At 43.9% G+C, this 20218-nt stretch carries 9 protein-coding genes and 1 pseudogene; all 10 read left to right on the plus strand.

Annotated features, from left to right (window positions below):
* Nucleotides 1-18: 18 nt before the first annotated feature.
* The gene (locus tag AB3G73_RS02560; protein WP_009039366.1) at nucleotides 19-1569 is read left to right on the plus strand and encodes a RagB/SusD family nutrient uptake outer membrane protein; all 1551 of its coding nucleotides are present in this window, start codon (nucleotides 19-21) and stop codon (nucleotides 1567-1569) included.
* Nucleotides 1570-1617: 48 nt separating this feature from the next.
* On the plus strand, nucleotides 1618-3660 hold the full coding sequence (locus tag AB3G73_RS02565) for a fimbrillin family protein (RefSeq protein ID WP_149945415.1): 2043 nt from the start codon (nucleotides 1618-1620) through the stop codon (nucleotides 3658-3660).
* A 418-nt stretch (nucleotides 3661-4078) separates the two neighbouring features.
* Nucleotides 4079-4862 (plus strand): annotated as a pseudogene (locus AB3G73_RS02570) (reverse transcriptase domain-containing protein); the annotation flags it as partial.
* Nucleotides 4863-4999: 137 nt separating this feature from the next.
* The gene (locus AB3G73_RS02575) at nucleotides 5000-6244 is read left to right on the plus strand and encodes an alpha/beta hydrolase family protein (protein ID WP_099147238.1); all 1245 of its coding nucleotides are present in this window, start codon (nucleotides 5000-5002) and stop codon (nucleotides 6242-6244) included.
* A gap of 981 nt (nucleotides 6245-7225) precedes the next feature.
* The gene (locus AB3G73_RS02580; RefSeq protein ID WP_298045339.1) at nucleotides 7226-10543 is read left to right on the plus strand and encodes a TonB-dependent receptor; all 3318 of its coding nucleotides are present in this window, start codon (nucleotides 7226-7228) and stop codon (nucleotides 10541-10543) included.
* Nucleotides 10544-10572: 29 nt separating this feature from the next.
* Entirely contained in the window at nucleotides 10573-12162 is a 1590-nt protein-coding gene (gene nanU, locus AB3G73_RS02585) for a SusD family outer membrane lipoprotein NanU (protein WP_009039370.1), read from the plus strand.
* 183 nt (nucleotides 12163-12345) lie between these two features.
* Nucleotides 12346-13977, plus strand: a complete 1632-nt coding sequence (locus AB3G73_RS02590; RefSeq protein WP_032851126.1) for a sialidase family protein — start codon at nucleotides 12346-12348, stop codon at nucleotides 13975-13977.
* 23 nt (nucleotides 13978-14000) lie between these two features.
* Nucleotides 14001-16019, plus strand: coding sequence for a family 20 glycosylhydrolase (locus AB3G73_RS02595; RefSeq protein WP_298045336.1), 2019 nt, complete (start codon nucleotides 14001-14003; stop codon nucleotides 16017-16019).
* A gap of 166 nt (nucleotides 16020-16185) precedes the next feature.
* Nucleotides 16186-16851, plus strand: a complete 666-nt coding sequence (locus AB3G73_RS02600) for an SGNH/GDSL hydrolase family protein (RefSeq protein ID WP_217722764.1) — start codon at nucleotides 16186-16188, stop codon at nucleotides 16849-16851.
* A 102-nt stretch (nucleotides 16852-16953) separates the two neighbouring features.
* Nucleotides 16954-20133, plus strand: coding sequence for a cyclically-permuted mutarotase family protein (locus AB3G73_RS02605; RefSeq protein WP_367742430.1), 3180 nt, complete (start codon nucleotides 16954-16956; stop codon nucleotides 20131-20133).
* Nucleotides 20134-20218: the final 85 nt, after the last annotated feature.

The following is a 20218-nucleotide window of genomic DNA, read 5'->3' on the forward strand; positions in this document are numbered from 1 at the left end:
CATAAAGAAAGATGTATTATGAAAAAAATAAAATATACATTATTAGTGTTGTTGATAGGAGCTATGCAGTCTTGCGGTTATTTGGACTTGAGTCCGGTAGACTCCTACGGTATCAGTAATTACTGGAGTACCAAAGATCAGGCGGAACGCTTTGTGCGTGGCTTGCATTATCGTGTCCGTGAGCGTCAGGAAGTATTGTTCAAGATGGGTGAACTTAGAGGCGGGACTTTTTACGGCTCAAACTCTTCTTTGTTTAATCAGACTATTAGCGATGTGCCGGCTGTGACAAACAATCTTACTGAAGCTAATTATGTGATAAACAACTGGGGCAATTTCTATATGGACATTATGCAGATTAACCATGCCATCCAGTCCGTCCCCGGCAGTTCTGCCTTGAATGAAACAGAAAAGAACTATTATATGGGCGTGTTACACGGATTGAGAAGTTTTTATTACTTTCATCTATTCCGTACCTATGGCGGAGTTCCTCTGATTGAAACAGCACGCGTGATGGATGGTAGCTTTACTCCTTCCGACTTGAATCAGCCGCGGGCCAAGGAAGAAGAAGTCTATGATTTCCTTGTAAAGGACATCAAGGCATCGGAAGATTATTTCGCAGATGACGCATTTACCATCAATTCTACAGACAAAAGTTCTTATTGGAGCAAGGCGGCAACAAAAATGTTGAGAGCCGAAATCCTGTTGTGGGGATGTAAAGTAAAACCTATTGGCGGTACAAGCGTCTACTCAAAAAATATATCGGCCGATTTGGCAGCAGCCAAGCAAGCGTTGCAGGATATCATTGATTGCGGCAAGTATGGCTTTGCTTCCAAGACCAGCTTTGAGGACGTTTTTGATGTAACGAAGAAAGATAACAAAGAAATGATATTCGTTATCCGCTATATGCTGAATGAGAAAGAAAACTTCTTCAGCAAGTTCATGTATCCTACCAATACCAATCTGGTCGGTTTTGAAAATGCGGACGGTGTAGAGTACAAAGGTGACAATGTGAACCCATTGAAACTGAATGGTACTGCATCCAACTACCAGTATGCGAAAGATTTTTTTGATACATTCAGTGAAAACGATATCCGTCGTAGCGCCACTTTCTTTGATGTATATAAGGTAGACGGAGGAGCGGCAGCCATACTCTTGAATAAATATAAAGGGGAGTTGGACAATGACATACGCAAGTTTACAAACGACTGGCCTGTCTATCGCTATGCGGATTTGCAGTTACTACTGGCCGAAATTGTGGCATTGCAGGGAGGTGATCCTGCCGCTTACATCAATAGTGTCCGTGAGCGTGCATACGGTTCCGCTTATGCTGCCAATAAATACCCCCGTAGTGGTGAAACAGCGGAAGATGCAATTCTGGAAGAACGCTCCAAAGAGTTTGTAGGTGAAGGTAAGCGTTGGTATGACATTCGCCGTATGAAGAATGGAGAGTTGGCTAAGGCTCTTCAGATTAGCGTTTCGGGCGATCTTGTCGAGAAGCACTTGTTGTGGCCAGTAGATGCTACGGTAATGTCGAAAGACCCGTTGGTTAAGCAGACACCGGGTTACTAATCCGCCTGTCGGATTCATATCATTCATTAAAATTTAGATTATACAAAGATGAAAAAACAATATATATTTCCAGTCTTAGGATTTTGTGCAGCGTTTCTTGTCACTGCATGCAGTGACGATGACTATGCCCAGACGGATTTTACGCGTCCGGCGGGAGGAAATCAGATCTTCCTCAGTTGCCAGTCACAGTTGGGTGATAACAAGACAGTTTGGGCGGCAGATAGTAAAATTGGTTTCTTCTGCGAACAGACAAAAACAGTCAATCTTGTTGTGGGAGTTGCAGCTCCTTATGTGGGACAGACCGAGGGAATGTTCTACACACAGGTAGTGTGGGGCAAAGAAACGGGAGAACACACTTTCTATGCTTACATTCCTTATAATAAGGATAATACGTCAGCGAAAGCAGTGGCCGGAGTTTTGAGTAACTCGCAATTACAGTCGGGCACATCAAACGCTCATTTGACGAACACTGCCTTGATGTATGCGACGGCTAAGTCTGCTGAGGTGGAAACTGCTGTTCCGATGACCTTTAGACATGCATTGGGATATTTAGACATCAGTTGTAAGACATCGGTCAAGTATGTCGGTTGGAAAGTGAAGTCCATCGAGTTTTCTACGGAGGATGGCATTGCTTTGGCGGGTGATTATAAATTTGACCTTACTACCGGTCAGTTTGCTATAGCCGATGGCTCTTCAAAAATAGAGTTGAGAGTAGACAATGCTCCGGCACTCGTTGCGAACGGAGTATTTCACGGATATATGTCTATGAATCCTGTGGACTTGTCAGCGAAACAATGTAACGTAAAGGTAGCGATTGAAAAAGCAGGGGAGGACGATCTTAGCCTGACAGGCAGGATTGCTTCTGTCAATATACTTGCAGGTGACATTAACACATTGAATTTGGAACTGGACAATCTGACTGCCGCACTTTTGGAAGACTTATCCATTGATTTGAGTGCAACGGAAACGGCAAACTGCTATGTGGCAGGAAAGGCAGGGCAGGAATATCGCTTTAAGGCTACCGTTATGGGTAATGGAACGATTACTCCGGCAGTAGAAGGTGATGATACAAAGAAAGGTATCACTCCTTCGCCGTTAGCTCCTGCATCGGCTTCAATTCTTTGGCAAAGCGAAAGAAGCCTGATATCCGGTGTGAAACTGAAAAATGATTATATCTATTTTACCTTGAACGGTTCGGAAGAAACGGCGTTAAAGGCAGGTAATGCGGTTATTGCCGCTTATGATGGCGCAGGAACGATTGTATGGAGTTGGCATATTTGGGTTACAGATGTGGATTTGGATACTAAAGTGCAAACGTATACTGTGCATGCAGATTATAACACATACCCCACTTTTCAGTCACCTGTGATGATGGATCGTAACTTGGGTGCAACGGATGACAAGCTGTGGTCGGCAGCTACTGATCCTAAAGGTTCGCATGGTTTGTTCTATCAATGGGGGCGTAAAGACCCGATTATCGGCCCGAGTGATGATGCGGCAAATGCACACGCCACAGTTTATGATAAGGATAATGAGGTTGTAAGTTGGGACTTTACAGTTACAACATTGATTTCAAGAGAAGATATAGCTAAATATCCGATGAAATATATTAAGGGAGATAATTGGTTGAATGAAGACGCTTATGATTTATGGGGAAATTCAACAGTGTATGCTACTAGCGGTGGAGACGGCTCTACCGGTTCAAAGTCAATCTATGATCCATGTCCGCCGGGCTATCGTGTTCCTCATCCTTATGTGTGGAGTGGATTTACATCGACAGTCAGCGGTGGCAATCATAAAACTGGTGCTGTGACTACCAGTGCTTCAGGTGATATAACGAAACAGGGTGGCGTTACTTTTGCAAATGGCGGAACGGCTATTTATCCTAGTACCGGTTTTATCAATAACGGAGCATTGCAGCGGGTAGCTCCTGCAGGTAATGGATGCATCAGTCTATGGAGCAATGCCGCAACTAAAAAAGACTTCGGGGCACAGTTCTATTACGATGCTACGAATTGTAATACACCTAAAGGAAATAAGCGTACATTTGGTTTTGGTGTTCGTTGCATGAGAGACAATACTGCCAACTAGACACTTACTTTTCATTTCCATAAATCCTTGGCATGTTTTTGAAGAATCATGCCAAGGATTCTTTGTACGCTCGGCATGAGCATTATCTAACGGGTGTAAGTCCCGAGTAAGCCCTAATAGCGGGAATTACATAGCCTATGGCAATGGTGTCCATTGCGAGTTGGAATCAGAAGGAAGTCGGCAGCAAACATCTGACCTGACGAACAGAAACTTTATATAAGGCATTTGACTGGGGGTAAGGTTGCAAAGCGAACCAAAGCCCTATAGCTATTCGGAACGGTTGGTGTAAATGAAGCAGGTATAAGATGGAAAGATAATGCCTTTATCCGAGGAGGTCTCACGGACTAGTTTTTTTTACGAAATGTACGGAGTAAAGCTTGCCGTGAGAAGTCAGCAGAAGTTATAGTAGTGGAGTTATCAAAGAGATAGGACGGAATCCGAATGGTATGAGGGGGTGCAGACTTTCATGTGGATGACCGAAGACAACATCGTGGAAGTACCATTCGACAAGGAACATCTGTTTGAACTTATTCTTAGTCCCTCTAATCTGAATAAAGCCTATAAAGCAGTAGTCAGCAATAAAGGGTGTGGCGGTATCGACAAGATGTCATGCGAATAACTGTTTCCATGGCTTTTGGCTAATAAGGATGAGCTTATAATTTCCTTGTAAAACGGGACATATCGTCCCAATCCTGTCCGCAGGGTTGAAATCCCTAAGGATAATGGCAAGAAACGCCTTTTGGGTATTCCTACCGTGGTAGACCGACTGGTACAACAAGCCATACACCAAGTTCTGACACCAATTTACGAGCGTCAGTTCTCCATGACAAGTTATGGGTTCCGTCCGAAAAGGGGCTGCCATGACGCACTACGAAGAGCGCAGAAGATAGTGGATGCGGGCTACAGATATGTAGTTGACCTTGATCTAGAGCGTTTCTTTGATACAGTCAGCCATAGCAAGCTGAGAGAAATACTCAGCCACACTATAAAGGATGGAAGGGTTGTGAGCCAAGACCAGAGTGACAAATCTAAAGAAATGCGGTGTCCTTGACTGGCAGGCGTATCAATGGGGTAACACTCGACTCGGGTATTGGCGTGTAGCACTCAGCCGTCTGCTTACATTCGCAATGTCTAACGATAAGTTGCGCAGAGCAGGTTATGCTAGCCTAATGGATTATTATCTCGAATGGTACCCAAAATAGGAACCGCCGTATGCGGAACCGCATGTACGGTGGTGTGAGAGGTCGGAAATCGAGTAGGAAGAAAACTACTTCGTTTTCCTCCTACTCGATTTCAGTATAAAGGATGATAAGATAACTTTTATAATACAGGCATTACAATGAAAAAGAACATAATAGCTGTTTTGTTATTACTATTGGTGCATGCCAACAGTCTTGCTCAAATTCCTGATGTGACAGGAAGCGAACATACTATCATTCAATCAGAAAGACAAGACGGACGATTCCTGAGTACCTATGGAGTTGTCCATGCAATGCTCGCGAACATAAAACCGGAATGTGCATTTCAGCCGGATATGACTGCCGAAGAATTCCGTGAATGGCAGCATAAAGTACGGAAGTCAATGCAGGAAATCATGAAATTTCCCGAAGTGAAAGATATGCCGTCGCCTAAACGGCTGTACAGCAAACAACGTGACGGTTACAAACTGGAGAAATGGGAATTTTATCCTTTGTCCCAATGTGTATCCACCTTTTTAGTCCTGATACCCGATTCTTTACAGCGGCCTGTTCCCGCCATTCTATGTATCCCCGGTTCAGGTGGTAGTAAAGAAGGGCTGGCGGGAGAACCGGGAGTTGCTCCGAAACTGAATGATGATTATCAGAATCCCAAGGTAACAATGGCACGCAACTTTGCGAAGGCGGGCTATGTAGCAGTAGCCGTAGACAATCCGGCAGCCGGTGAATCCTCGGATTTGGAACGCTATGCACGCGGAAGGAATTATAACTATGATTTAGTGTCACGCATCTTATTGGAATTGGGGTGGAGTTATCTCGGATATACTTCTTATCTTGATATGCAAGTTCTTCAATGGATGAAAACGCAGTCCTATATCCGTAAAGACCGGATTATTGTAAGCGGTTTTTCTTTGGGGACAGAACCTTTGATTGTATTAGGGACACTGGATACATCCATCTACGCCTTTGTTTATAATGATTTTCTGTGTCATACACAAGAACGGGCATTGGTTATGACTGCTCCAGACAAGACGGGTATACGACCTTTTCCAAATTCTATCCGCCATTTGATACCGGACTTCTGGCGTAAATTTAATTTCCCGGATATTGTAGCCTCTTTGGCTCCCCGTCCTGTTATATTAACGGAAGGCGGACTGGATCGCGATTTGGATTTAGTACGTGCCGCTTATAAGATGACCGGACGTTTGGAGAATGTCGAGATACATCATTATCCAAAATACGCTGATCCGCATAATCGAACAGACATAAAGGCACTGCCGGAAGGGCTCGATAGGAATGAGTTTTATAAACTGGTGAATGTGGACGGGGCCAATCATTATTTTAAGTCGGAGTTGATACTTCCTTGGTTGAAAAAACATCTTGAATAGATTGTGATATCTATCACTAAGGTAATAAAATATCTATCATACTATCATTCATTTTTATATTGTTCTCATTATTAAAACAATACATACGATAGATACATTTATCAAAAGGTATCTATCATTATTTCTCCAGTAAAAACAGGGTATCTATCATTAATAAAACAGTCTAATGGAAGGAGAAAAAGCATAAAATGGCTTGTTTTTGTTGAAATGAATCCATATAAAGCGGATTATAATGGCTTAATAACCCGATTTGAGTGGCGCTAAGTTTATAGCCCACGGTTGTGTGCTGTAGAGCCTGCATATGTGGGCTGTATGGTTTACATATGTGTGCTGTTCAGTTTGCATATGTGGGCTATAAAAAGACGACCGTTTCTAATAGATTATTAAGTAGCTAAACGTTGGTAATATATGAGATTTGTGGTGTTTATTTCTACTGGCTCATATTAATGATGCGGTTCTGTTTATGCTGTTTGTCATTATACGAGTAATCGAACTCATTAGCTTTGTCTTTCTAAGAATCTAATAGGCATAGTTTTTCTAATGTATAAATGGTTTTCTTGATAAGTTTTAATGGATGGCGGTTTCTGATAAATGCCTAAGTTCGATTAGAACTTAAGTGATTTATATATTAGAATTACTTCTGCTTCATTGACAATTTTATTGTTAACTTTCAGCATCTATTTCTTAAGACGCTGCAAATATACAAATATTATTAATAACAGCAAATGAATTAATAAATTATTTTATTTACATATGCTGTTAAACATCATTTTGTTTAATAAATCACCTTGCTAATACGCTAAACAAATATTCATACATCAAGTAGATAATAGGTATTTCTTTTGAAGTTATTTTTTCATATTGCAATTATAATAGTCGAATTTGTATGAAGAAACCATAAGTATTTCCGGAAGATAAGTTCTAATCGAACTTAGGTGAGAAGTGTGAACAAACCTTTTTTATTAACTAAAAGTAATACTTATGAAAAGAAACATCTTTTTGTTGATGTTGTGCTTATTTGGCTTGATAGGGGCTATGGCGCAGACTAAAACTGCTACAGGTGTGGTTACTGATCAGGCGGGTGAGGCCGTTATTGGTGCGTCCGTGATTGTGAAAGGTACCACGAACGGTACCATTACGGATCTTGATGGTAAATTTACCTTAGGCAATGTGAAAAACGGAGATATTATCCAAATATCATTTGTCGGTTATAAAACGCAGGAAATTAAGTTTGCCGGACAAACGTTGAATGTCATCTTACACGATGACACAGAAGTTTTGGATGAAGTGGTGGTTACAGGTTATGGTGGTTCTCAGAAACGTGCGACGTTGACGACTGCAATCTCAAAACTGGACAACTCTGTTTTGAAAAATGCAGCGTTCAGCAATGCAGGGCAGTCTTTGCAAGGATCTGTAACAGGGCTTCGGGTGGTAAACACTACCGGTCAACCGGGTACGAATCCGGATATTACATTACGTGGTGGGGCGACTATCACTGGTGACAACAGTAATGCTTTGGTTGTTGTGGACGGTATAGTACGTAATAGTATGTCGGATGTTAATCCTTCTGATATTGAATCTATCCAAATTTTGAAAGATGCGGCTTCTACGGCTATTTACGGGGCTCGCGCGAACGGTGGTGTTATCTTGATTGAAACGAAAAGTGGAAAGGAAGGAAAAACTTTAGTTAATTATAAGTTCAAGATAGGCAAAAATTTCACTCGTAAGGGATATGAATTTGTAAATGCGGAAGATTATATCTATTATAATCGTTTGGGTATGCTTCGTACCAACCAGGCAAGGGATGGACGTATGGGCACATACAATGTAGATGCACAAGCTGGATATGGCGTAGGGAATGCATTGTACGATATTCGTTATTTGACGGATGAAACAGCCCATCTTCAGAATGAAGGATGGTCTGTAATGAACGACCCGTACTATGACGGAAAGCAGATTTTATTTAGAGATTACAACGGGCAGTTGGATGATGAGGTATTTAGCAGCAGTGCCATTACGCAAGACCATTACCTTAATATTACAGGTGGTAATGATAAAAGCACCTTTGCGAGCAGCTTGGGGTACTATAATGAAGATGGTATGATTAAAGGAACGGGGTTCAAACGTTTCAGTGGATCGTTTAACGGATCGTATAAGATTTTTCCGATATTAAATATCAAAGCCGGTGTTTCTTATGTATGGTCTACCCGACCGGAATTATGGATCGGTACTTATGAATTCTTTTATCGTACCCGTTCGCAGCGTCCTACATGGAATCCTTGGATGGAAGACGGAACTCCTGCCTCAGGGGGTGGCACTGGGGATGGTAATCCGGCTTACTATCGTGATTTGCTGACCCAAAAGAACAGTACAGCACGTGCCACATACAATATCGGCTTTACGTTGGATATTCTTCCAAAGGAACTGGTTTTGAACGGAAACGCTTCTTTATTGAACTATCAGTATCAGAGAGAAAAATTTGACAAGGCCTATCAAACACAGACAGCTTCTACGCCCAATACAACTCGCAATGCGGAAGCTTGGATTCAAAAATACAATCAGATTCAGCTTAATGCTTCATTGACATATACCAAGACGTTTGCCGAAAAGCATAATTTGGATGCAATGATTGGCGGAGAGTATTATACTTACAATCAATTTGATTTTGAAGCTAAGACACAAGGTTCTCCTACGGACGATGTCCCGACCTTGAATGTTGGTTCTGAAAGGACTTTCACTCGTACCGAAAAAACGGCTTATCGCATTCTTTCTGGTTTCGGTCGTGTCAATTATAACTACAATATGAAATATCTGTTGTCTTTTACAGCTCGTTATGACGGAATTTCTCGTTTGAAAGACAATCGTTGGGGATTCTTCCCGGGAGTATCTGTAGGGTGGAATATTATGGAAGAAGATTTTTGGAAAGAATCCAAAGTGTCCGACATCGTTTCTAATTTGAAACCGCGTCTCAGTTATGGTGTGAATGGTAATGTAAATGGTATCGGAAATTATGAAGTCTATGGAGAATACGCACAGGTGGATGCTAAAACTTATGGTGGGGCGACAGCTCTTTATAATAAAAAATTGCTCAATACCAACCTGCGGTGGGAACAGAGTCAGACCTTTGAGGTGGGATTGGATATCGGATTCCTGCAGAACAGACTTTCTTTTATTCTCGACTTCTACAGCCGTCGGACAAAGGATTTGCTGACCAAACAAGCATTGCCTGGATATACCGGATTCTCGGATATTGTAACGAATATGGGTACGTTGCGCAACTCCGGTTTCGAAGCGGAAGTGAAAGCAAATATCATCAACAAGGGTGGTTTCACATGGGATATGACTGCGAATATCACTTCTGTTGCCAACAAGATAATTTCATTACCTTATAACAATGTTGAGAACAACCGCGTAGGCGGTTATGAAGTAGCGGCTGGTAAAGTAGATGCTGATGGCAAGTTTCCGACCAAATGGATTGCCGGTCGTCAGGAAGGCGGTAAACTGGGAGAACTGGTTGGATACAGACAGCAGCATGTTTTCAAAGACTGGGATGACGTAAAGCAACACGCAAATTTACGTGTGGATGAAGTTGCCAACTTGTATGGTCCCGGACTGGCTGATCAGATCAACCCCGCTACCGGAAAGACTTATAAGGAATCTTCGGGATGGCAACCTATTGAGCCGGGTGACGCTTGTTGGGAGGATATCAACGGTGATAATATTATTAACGGTTACGACCGTTCCGTAATGGGTAACATCTTCCCGAATGTCACGGGTGGTTTCTCTACTACATTCGGATATAAAGGTCTGTCACTCTATGCCCGTTTCGACTATGCTTTGGGGCACACCTTATACAATGACTTGAAAGCGCGTTCGTTGGGACAATATCAGGGGCAATTCAATATCATTACGGATGTGAAAGATATGTGGAGCGAAGCAAATCCGAACTCAGACCTTACGAAGTTCTACTATGCCGACCAGTTGGCAAAGAAGAATATTACCCGTTCGAATAATGCTTCTACTGCAGCCGACAACAACAGCTCCCGTTATTATGAAAAGGGTGATTATCTGGCTTTGCGCGAAATCACATTGAGCTATCAGTTGCCGAAATCGCTTATTAGCAAGGCGCACTTGACAGAAGCGTCTGTGTACGTCACCGGACAGAACTTATTCTATATCACCGGATATGATGGTGTATCTCCTGAACCAGCTGTATCGACTACATATGGTCGTGGTATTGACAATGGACGTTATCCTACTCCGAGAACATTTTTGTTCGGTTTATCTCTAACATTCTAATTTAACAGGACTTAAAAAGGAATAGAATTATGAAAAATATATTCAAATATTTATGGGTAAGTGCAGCTTTGCTGCCTTTCCTGACAGGATGTAACTCTTTGGATCTGGAGTCGGAAAGTACGATAACCGATGCCAACTATTGGAAGAGTGACACGCATTTCAGTGCTTTCAACGTTGGTCTGCATGCACAACTCAGAGAGCGTTCGTACAATTTCTTTATATTAGGTGAACCTCGTGCTGATATCTATGGTGATGCACCGTTCGGTGGTGAGGCAACTCAGGGCATGGAAATCTTCCCCGCCAATTCGCTGAACAGGGAGAACGTAGGGCTCAGTAATTTTGCTAATTTGTACGGAGTTATCAATCAGATAAATCTGATGATTGCCAAAACGGAAGATACTGGATTGCTGCCCGAAGCCACCAAAAAATATTATTTGGGAGAGGCCTATGGGATGCGTGCTTTTCTTTACTTTCACTTGCTCCGCTCATGGGGAGATGTCATTCTGCATTTGACTTACACCAGTGGTTCGACCATTGATTTGGCAAATATCCAAAAGGCTGCTTCGCCGGCAACGGAAGTGATGGCCCATATCAAAGAAGACATTACTGCGTCTGAGACGGCATTTAATGGTGATTATTCCTACAAATATGGAAAACATTACTGGTCGTTGGGAGCTACAAAAATGTTGAAAGGTGAAGTATACTTGTGGAGTGGCAAGCAGATGGGTGGTGGTGAAGCCGACTACCGTACTGCTAAAACGGCTTTGCAGGAAGTGGATAATTGTCCGGGTATCGATTTGGAAGACAACTTTACCAATGTTTTCGCCTATGCGAACAAGAAAAATAAAGAAATAATCTTCACCATTCATAATGGACGTGATGAATATAACATGTGGAATGGTAGTTTTAGAGGTAATCTTGTCCCTCAGCAAGCTTACATGACTTCCGGCAGTTATTTTGATGAGAACGGAGTTTCTTTTGCCGAAACGAAAGATGCTGAACTGAATGGTTTGATAAGATTTCAGATTAAAAAAGATTTTTATAATAAGGTATTCCGTGAAGGCGATACCCGTAAAGCAGGTTCTGTGAAAGCTGTTTATATGAAAGAGGGGGAAAACTTGGTATATAAGGCTTGTATCCCTTATAAATTTCAAGGAACAATGTTGCCCGGTGGTTCAGAGCGTGCATGGTTAGATGATTACCCTATTTATCGCTATGCAGACTGTTTGTTACTTCTTGCAGAGGCTAAAGCTTTGTTAGGTGAAGATATTGCTACGGAAATTAACACTGTTCGTAGACGTGCATACGGTGAAACCTATTTCGAGGCAAATAAAGCAACGGTGGCCTATCCGAATGAAAAAGGCGGTGAATTTTATTCCGGCAATCCGTTTGTGGCAGGTGATGATGACCCTATTGAAGCAGTCTTGAAAGAACGTTTGCGCGAATTGATGTATGAAGGAAAACGCTGGTATGATATACGTACTTTGGGTTATACGGCAAAATATTCTACAGCAAATGAAAAGCGGCTGCTATGGCCGATTGATGCCAATACACTGACCAATAATAGAGAGCTGGGGCAGACTGAAGGTTATCTCACCAGTGGAGAAGGTGAAGAATAATAATACTTCAGGTTGATAATCGAATAAAAACAAGAGGACGTATGTGTGGTTTAGCATATGCGTTCTCGCTTTTGTAATAGATAGTTTATTAATCGTGTGTTTTATAATAAATTATTTTATTAAATATGGAGGAAATTCGTTATAATTTTATATATTTGCAGCATGAAACATTTAAATAATACCATGAAAAAGAATCTATTTCTATCCATTATCTTTTCTTTCTGTGTGATTTTGCAGTCAGTTGCATCGGATACTGTATTTGTGCGTGAAACTCAGATTCCAGTTTTGATTGAACGACAAGACAATGTATTGTTTATGTTGCGTTTGAACGCAAAAGAGAGTCGTGTTTTGGATGAAGTGGTTTTAAATTTTGGCAAAGATGTGAATGTGGCGGATATACAGTCTGTCAAGTTATATTATAGCGGTACGGAAGCCAGACAGAATAATGGAAAGAATTTCTTTGCTCCCGTGTCCTATATTTCCAGTCATACGCCGGGGAAGACATTGGCGGCAAATCCTTCCTATTCGGTTCATAAATCGCAAGTGGATAACCCAAAGCGGAAAGTTACATTGAAAGCCGACCAGAAACTTTTCTCCGGAATCAACTATTTCTGGATTAGTTTGCAGATGAAGCTGGGTGCTTCCTTGCTCAATAAGGTTTCGGTTGATATTGTAACAGTCAAGGTGGATGGTAAAGCTGCCCTTGTACATTCCGTTTCATCGGAAAATATAGCTCATAGGGTAGGAGTAGGAGTACGTCATGCCGGTGACGACGGTTCGGCAGCCTTCCGCATTCCGGGATTGGTAACTACCAATAAGGGGACATTGCTGGGTGTATATGATGTACGTTACAATAGCAGCGTTGATTTGCAGGAACATGTAGACGTAGGCTTGAGCCGTAGCGTAGACGGTGGCAAAAGTTGGGAGAAAATGCGTTTGCCTCTGGCTTTCGGTGAAACGGGCGACCTGCCTGCTGCACAGAATGGTGTCGGCGACCCTTCGATTCTGGTAGATACCAAGACCAACACAGTATGGGTAGTGGCAGCCTGGACACACGGAATGGGTAATCAGCGTGCCTGGTGGAGCTCCTATCCGGGAATGGATATGAATCATACAGCCCAGTTAGTGTTGTCAAAGAGTACGGATGACGGTAAAACGTGGTCTAAGCCCATCAATATAACAGAACAGGTGAAAGACCCTTCCTGGTATTTCCTACTGCAAGGGCCTGGACGCGGTATCACCATGCAGGATGGCACACTGGTATTCCCGATTCAGTTTATTGACTCTACCCGTGTTCCGAATGCGGGAATCATGTATAGCAAAGACCGTGGCGAGACATGGAAAATCCATAACTATGCACGTACCAATACTACAGAAGCCCAAGTGGCGGAAGTAGAACCGGGCGTACTGATGCTGAATATGAGAGATAACCGGGGTGGTAGCCGTGCTGTTTCCACTACTAAGGATTTCGGTAAGACTTGGACGGAACATCCCTCTTCCCGCAAAGCTTTGCAGGAACCGGTTTGTATGGCAAGCCTGATTAGCGTAAAAGCGAAAGACAATGCATTAAATAAGGATATTCTCTTATTCTCCAATCCGAATACGGTAAAAGGCCGTCACCATATCACAATCAAGGCCAGTCTGGACGGTGGCATCACTTGGCTGCCCGAACATCAGGTGATGTTGGACGAAGGTGAAGGATGGGGATATTCTTGTCTGACGATGATTGATAAAGAGACGGTTGGCATACTGTATGAAAGTAGTGTAGCCCACATGACTTTCCAGGCTGTCCGGCTGAAGGATATAATAAAATAGAGATATACACACGACCTGTAATCATGAAAAACAAATTAATATTATTCATATATTTTACAATTAACTTATACACAATTTCAGTGGTAAAAGCAGGTGCTTGTCACCTGCTCCCCCAGCCACAAAAGTTTACCCCCTCTCATACCTGGTTTCAAGTGAATAATGTGCGGCTTTCCACTCCTGTGCTTCAGCAGGAGTGGGAAGCTTTTGTCTCTGAAATGGGAGGGACTGTCTCGCCCAAGGCGACCGGTAGCATTGATGTGAAACTGCTGCCTTCTCTCCCCGGAATACCGATGAATCAGGAGGAAGCCTACCGGCTGAACATCACAAAGAAGCGGATAACCGTTGAGGCCGTGACTGAACGCGGCATTTATTGGGCCATGCAGACTTTGAGGCAACTGGCAGAGACAAGAAACTCGAAAACACAGATTCGGGGAGCAGAAATCATCGACTGGCCTGCTTTCCGTATTCGTGGATTTATGCAGGATGTAGGACGGAGTTACATTTCACTCGAAGAACTCAAACGTGAAATCGCCGTACTTGCCAAGTTCAAAATCAACGTCTTCCACTGGCATCTGACCGAGAATCAATCCTGGCGTCTGGAAAGCAAGATATTCCCGATGTTGAACGATAGCGCAAACACCACCCGGATGCCCGGCAAATATTACACGCTGGAAGAAGCCAAAGAACTGGTCGCATTCTGTAAGGCACACCACATGATGTTGATTCCCGAAATAGATATGCCGGGACACAGCGCTGCCTTTATACGTACCTTCCGCCACGATATGCAAAGCCCCGAAGGGATGAAGATATTGAAACTCCTGTTGGATGAAGTCTGTGAAACGTTTGATGTACCTTATTTACATATCGGCACGGATGAAGTGCAGTTTACCAATCCCCGTTTTGTACCCGAAATGGTGGCCTACGTACGTTCCAAAGGCAAGAAAGTGATTTCCTGGAATCCGGGCTGGCACTACAAACCCGGAGAAATAGACATGACCCAGCTTTGGAGTTACCGCGGAAAGGCGCAGGAAGGTATTCCCGCCATTGATTCACGTTTCCATTATCTGAACCATTTTGATACCTTCGGTGATATCATCGCATTGTACAACAGCCGTATATATAATAAGGAACAAGGAAGCGATGACCTTGCAGGAACCATTCTGGCTATCTGGAATGACCGGTTGGTCAGCACCGAGTGGGAGATGATTATTGAAAATAATTTCTATCCCAACATGCTGGCTATGGCAGAACGTGCCTGGAAAGGCGGCGGAACGGAATATTTTGATAAGAACGGAACGCTGCTTCCCACCGACGAGCAATCGGAGCTGTTCAGGAACTTCGTCGATTTTGAGCGCCGTCTGTTGTGGCATAAGGAACATACCTTTGCCGGTTATCCCTTTGCCTATGTCCGTCAGACAAATGTGAAATGGAACATTACGGACGCTTTTCCAAATGAAGGAGATTTGGCAAAGGTCTTCCCGCCGGAAGAAGCCTTGCAGGATAGTTACAGCTATGAAGGAAAGACCTACCGGGTACGTCCCGCTATTGGTGCCGGAATCTATCTCCGTCATGTGTGGGGCACGCTTATCCCCGGATTTTATAAAGAACCGGAAGAGAACCATACAGCTTATGCCTATACCTATGTTTATTCGCCGAAAGAACAGACAGTAGGCCTGTGGGCTGAATTTCAGAATTACGGACGTTCGGAAGCCGACCTTCCCCCTTTGCAGGGAAAATGGGACTATAAGGAAAGTCGTATCTGGATAAATGAAAAGGAAATAATCCCGCCTGTCTGGACAGCTACCCACCGGACTAAGAGTAATGAAATAGCTTTAGGCAACGAGAATTGTGTAGCGCGTCCCCCTTTGGAAGTGCATCTGCAAAAAGGATGGAACAAAGTACTTCTGAAATTACCGGTAGGAAAGTTCGTTACCCCCGAAGTACGGTTGGTGAAATGGATGTTCACCACTGTCTTTGTCACTCCCGACGGGCAGAAGGCGGTGGACGGACTCATTTACTCACCGGATAAAACACTAAAGTGACCTGTCAATCAGAAGGGAGATATTTATGAATATGCCATGAGCTGATTTGGATATGCTATAATGAAAAACGGATATGCTATAATGAAAAACAAATATGCTATAATGAAAACTAGATATGCTATAATGAAAAAAAAGATATACTAATGAGTAAATAAAAGGAATAGCCATGAAGAAGAACTTTTTTTTAGCGGTCATATTGACCCTGTCTTTGGCATGCCATGCGCAGGAACGCAAATATTCTACGTTTTATTACCAGCGTGCCACGTTGTTTGAAGAGTTGCCTGTCACGTCCAATGACATTATCTTCTTAGGAAACAGTATCACGAACGGCGGCGAATGGTCGGAGCTGTTTCATAACAAACATATCAAGAACCGCGGAATCAGCGGTGATATCTGCATGGGAGTATATGACCGTCTGGATGCTATCCTGAAAGGTAAACCGGCTAAGATATTTCTTCTGATTGGCATAAACGACGTAAGCCGGGGAACTTCTGCCGATACCATTGTAGCCCATATCGGCATGATTGCTCAGAAGATAAAGGCGGATTCGCCGAAGACGAAGCTATATCTGCAAAGTGTTCTTCCGGTGACCGACCATTACGGTATGTTCAAAGGGCATACATCGCGCTGGCAGGTCATTCCCGAAATCAATAAAGGATTAGTCCGTCTGGCAGAAAAAGAAGGAGCGACTTATATAGATTTGTACTCTCATTTTGTAGACGAGGAAACCGGAAAGATGAACACTGCCTACACGAATGACGGACTGCATCTTCTCGGAAAAGGATATCGGAAATGGGTGGAGATTGTAAAACTTTACATCGGAAAGAAATAAAAGCCGGAAGAAAAGAAAAGTCGAAAAGAAATACGTACTGAAAAGAAATACATACTGAAAAGAAATACATACTGAAAAGAAATACATACCGGAAAGAAATAAATGAAAAAGATTCTGATATTATCCGTCTGTCTGTTCGTTTGTTGGGCACTGCCTGCTCAGCAACAACGGATGAAAGTGGCCTGTGTAGGAAACAGTATCACCTACGGAACCGGACTGGCCGACCGTGCAACGCAATCTTACCCCGTACAGTTACAGAAATTGTTGGGAGAGCATTATGAAGTTGAAAACTTCGGGAAGCCCGGCGCCACCCTGCTCAATCAGGGACATCGTCCATATACCCGACAGGAAGAATACCGCAAAGCATTGGATTTTGCAGGAGATATTGTGGTCATCCATCTGGGAATCAATGACACCGACCCTCGTGACTGGCCCAACTATCGTGATTCTTTCGTGACAGACTATTTGAATCTGATGGATACATTCCGCAAGGCCAATCCCGATGTCCGGATTATCATCGCCCGGATGACTCCGATTGCCGACCGTCACAACCGTTTCCTTTCGGGAACCCGCGACTGGCACGGCGAGATACAGACAGCTATCGAAACAGTAGCACGTTATGCCGGTGTGCAGTTAATAGATTTCCACGAACCGCTTTATCCTTACCCTTCCTTGCTCCCGGACGCCGTTCACCCTACTGCCGAAGGGGCTGCGATAATGGCGCAAACAGTTTATTCCGCCATCACCGGAGACTATGGCGGCTTGCAGTTATCTCCGCTTTACACGGATAATATGGTTCTCCAGCGCGATACCCCCTTGCTGATTCACGGGACAGCGAATGTGGGCGAACAAGTGACAGTCCGCATTGACCGTCAGCAGTGGATTACTAAGGCTGCACTAGACGGAAAATGGTCGGTGAAATTATCACCGTTGAAAGCCGGTGGCCCTTACACGCTGACCATCTCCACTTCTCAAAGAATCTTGAAATATACAAATGTGCTGGCAGGGGAAGTGTGGCTGTGTTCCGGTCAGTCGAATATGGAATTTATGTTGCGGCAGGCCACTACGGGCAAAAAAGACATCCCCCAAGCCGCCGATGAACAGTTGCGTCTGTATGATATGAAAGCACGCTGGCGCACGGACGCGGTGCAATGGGACGCTTCCGTCCTTGATTCCCTGAATCATCTCCAATATTATAAAGATACTGAATGGGCAATCTGTACTCCCGCCAATGCTGCCCGTTTCTCGGCCATCGCTTATTATTTCGGCCAGATGTTGCGGGATAGCTTGAAAGTTCCGGTGGGGTTGATATGTAACGCTATCGGTGGTTCGCCTACCGAATCGTGGGTTGACCGGAATACACTGGAATACCAGTTCCCGGCTATATTAAAAGATTGGACGCATAATGATTTTATACAAGACTGGGTGCGCGGACGGGCTGCATTAAATATCAAACAGTCGGAAGAGAAACTCCAGCGCCACCCTTACGAACCTTGCTATCTGTACGAATCGGGCATCCGTCCGTTGGCGCAGTATCCCGTCAGGGGTGTTATCTGGTATCAGGGAGAATCGAATGCTCATAATTACGAAACTCACGAGAAACTTTTTAAGTTGTTAATCGGCAGTTGGCGTAAAAACTGGGGGAGTGAGACGCTGCCCTTCTACTATGTACAACTTTCCGGTATTGCCCGTCCTTCATGGCCGTGGTTCCGCGACAGCCAGCGCAGGATGATGAACGAAATACTGAATACGGGTATGGCGGTATCGAGTGATTGGGGCGATTCACTGGATGTACATCCCAGAAATAAGAAGCCGGTGGGAGAACGCTTGGCTCGTTGGGCATTGAACAAGACGTATGGAATGTGCCATGTACTGCCTTCCGGCCCGTTATTCCGCCAAGCCGATTTTCGGGAAGGCGCTGTATATATAACCTTTGATTATGGCGAAGGCTTGAGAAGTTCCGACGGTCAATCTTTGTGTACGTTTGAAGTAGCCGAAACGGATGGCGTTTATTACCCCGCAGTTGCCGAAGTGGAAGAGGGGAGAACTTGCGGGGCAGAAACGGGACGGATAAAAGTATATAGCGAACAGGTAAAGCATCCGCGATATGTCCGGTATGGCTGGCAGCCTTTCACGCGGGCGAATCTGGTAAATAAAGATGGGCTACCTGCTTCTACCTTCAAAGCCGAAGCACCGGAGTCGTTCGTCAAAAGCATTGACTTGCAGAAAATGAAAGGATTCCCGAAATCAGAGAAAGGTATTGAATCGGGTGTTTCTGCCTGCTATTCAGGAATCCTGAGCGGAAAGCTATTGATAGCCGGCGGCTGTAACTTTCCCGGAACACCTGCCAGTGAAGGTGGAAAAAAGAAATACTACCAAGGCATTTATGTAGCGGAAATGAATCCCGACACGCTGCTTCTTTGGAAAAAAGTAGGCGGGCTTCCTGCACCTGCCGCATACGGAGTTTCCGTATCTTGTCCCGACGGCATTATCTGTGCAGGCGGAATGAACGACCACGGCGCATTGACCGGCGTTTACAAAATCCGGTGGGACGAAAAGAAAGGCAAAGTCTTCCTGGAAACTCTACCCGATTTGCCCTACGCCTTAGACAATATGTACGGAACACTAGCCGGTAGCCAACTTTTTATCACCGGTGGAAATAGAAGTGAAAAAAAAACAAATAGAAACGGAAAGCCTTCAAACTCTTTTCTTTGCCTTGACTTAAACAATCCCGCGGCAGGTTGGCAACAACTTCCCGAATTTCCCGGAGCACCGCGTCTGCAACCCGTCTGTGCCGGGGAGTACAAGGATGGCGAAGCCCGTATTTACCTGTGGGGCGGATTTGCCGCTTCCACCGATGGCAATCCTGCCACACTTTCCACTGACGGCTATTGCTATTCATCCACGTCCCGGCAATGGACTCGCATAGCCACTCCGACGGGAAACAATGGTGAAACCATATCTTTGGGTGGCGGGACAGCCATTGCCATCAATGAAAACCTGATTCTTTGTACCGGTGGAGTGAATAAGGATATATTCCTCGCTGCTCTTCGACACCCTGAAAAGGACTATCTTCTCCATCCCGCCGAGTGGTACAAATTCAATGACCGGATATTAGTATATGACATCCATCAGAATACATGGCAGGAAGTTGCCCGTACACCGCAAACGGCACGTGCGGGAGCGTCATTGGTAGGATGGAACAAAACATATTACAACATAAACGGAGAATTGAAGCCGGGCGTCCGTACTTCTGAAATAATTAGGATAACGGTCGAATAATAAAAAGAATAACAGATGTAAACAACATATTTTGTTAAATTATCAGTGAAATTTGCTGAAAAAACAATATCTTTGAATCCGTTAA

The organism is Bacteroides sp. L008, assembly GCF_040812255.1.
Classification (GTDB): domain Bacteria; phylum Bacteroidota; class Bacteroidia; order Bacteroidales; family Bacteroidaceae; genus Bacteroides; species Bacteroides vicugnae.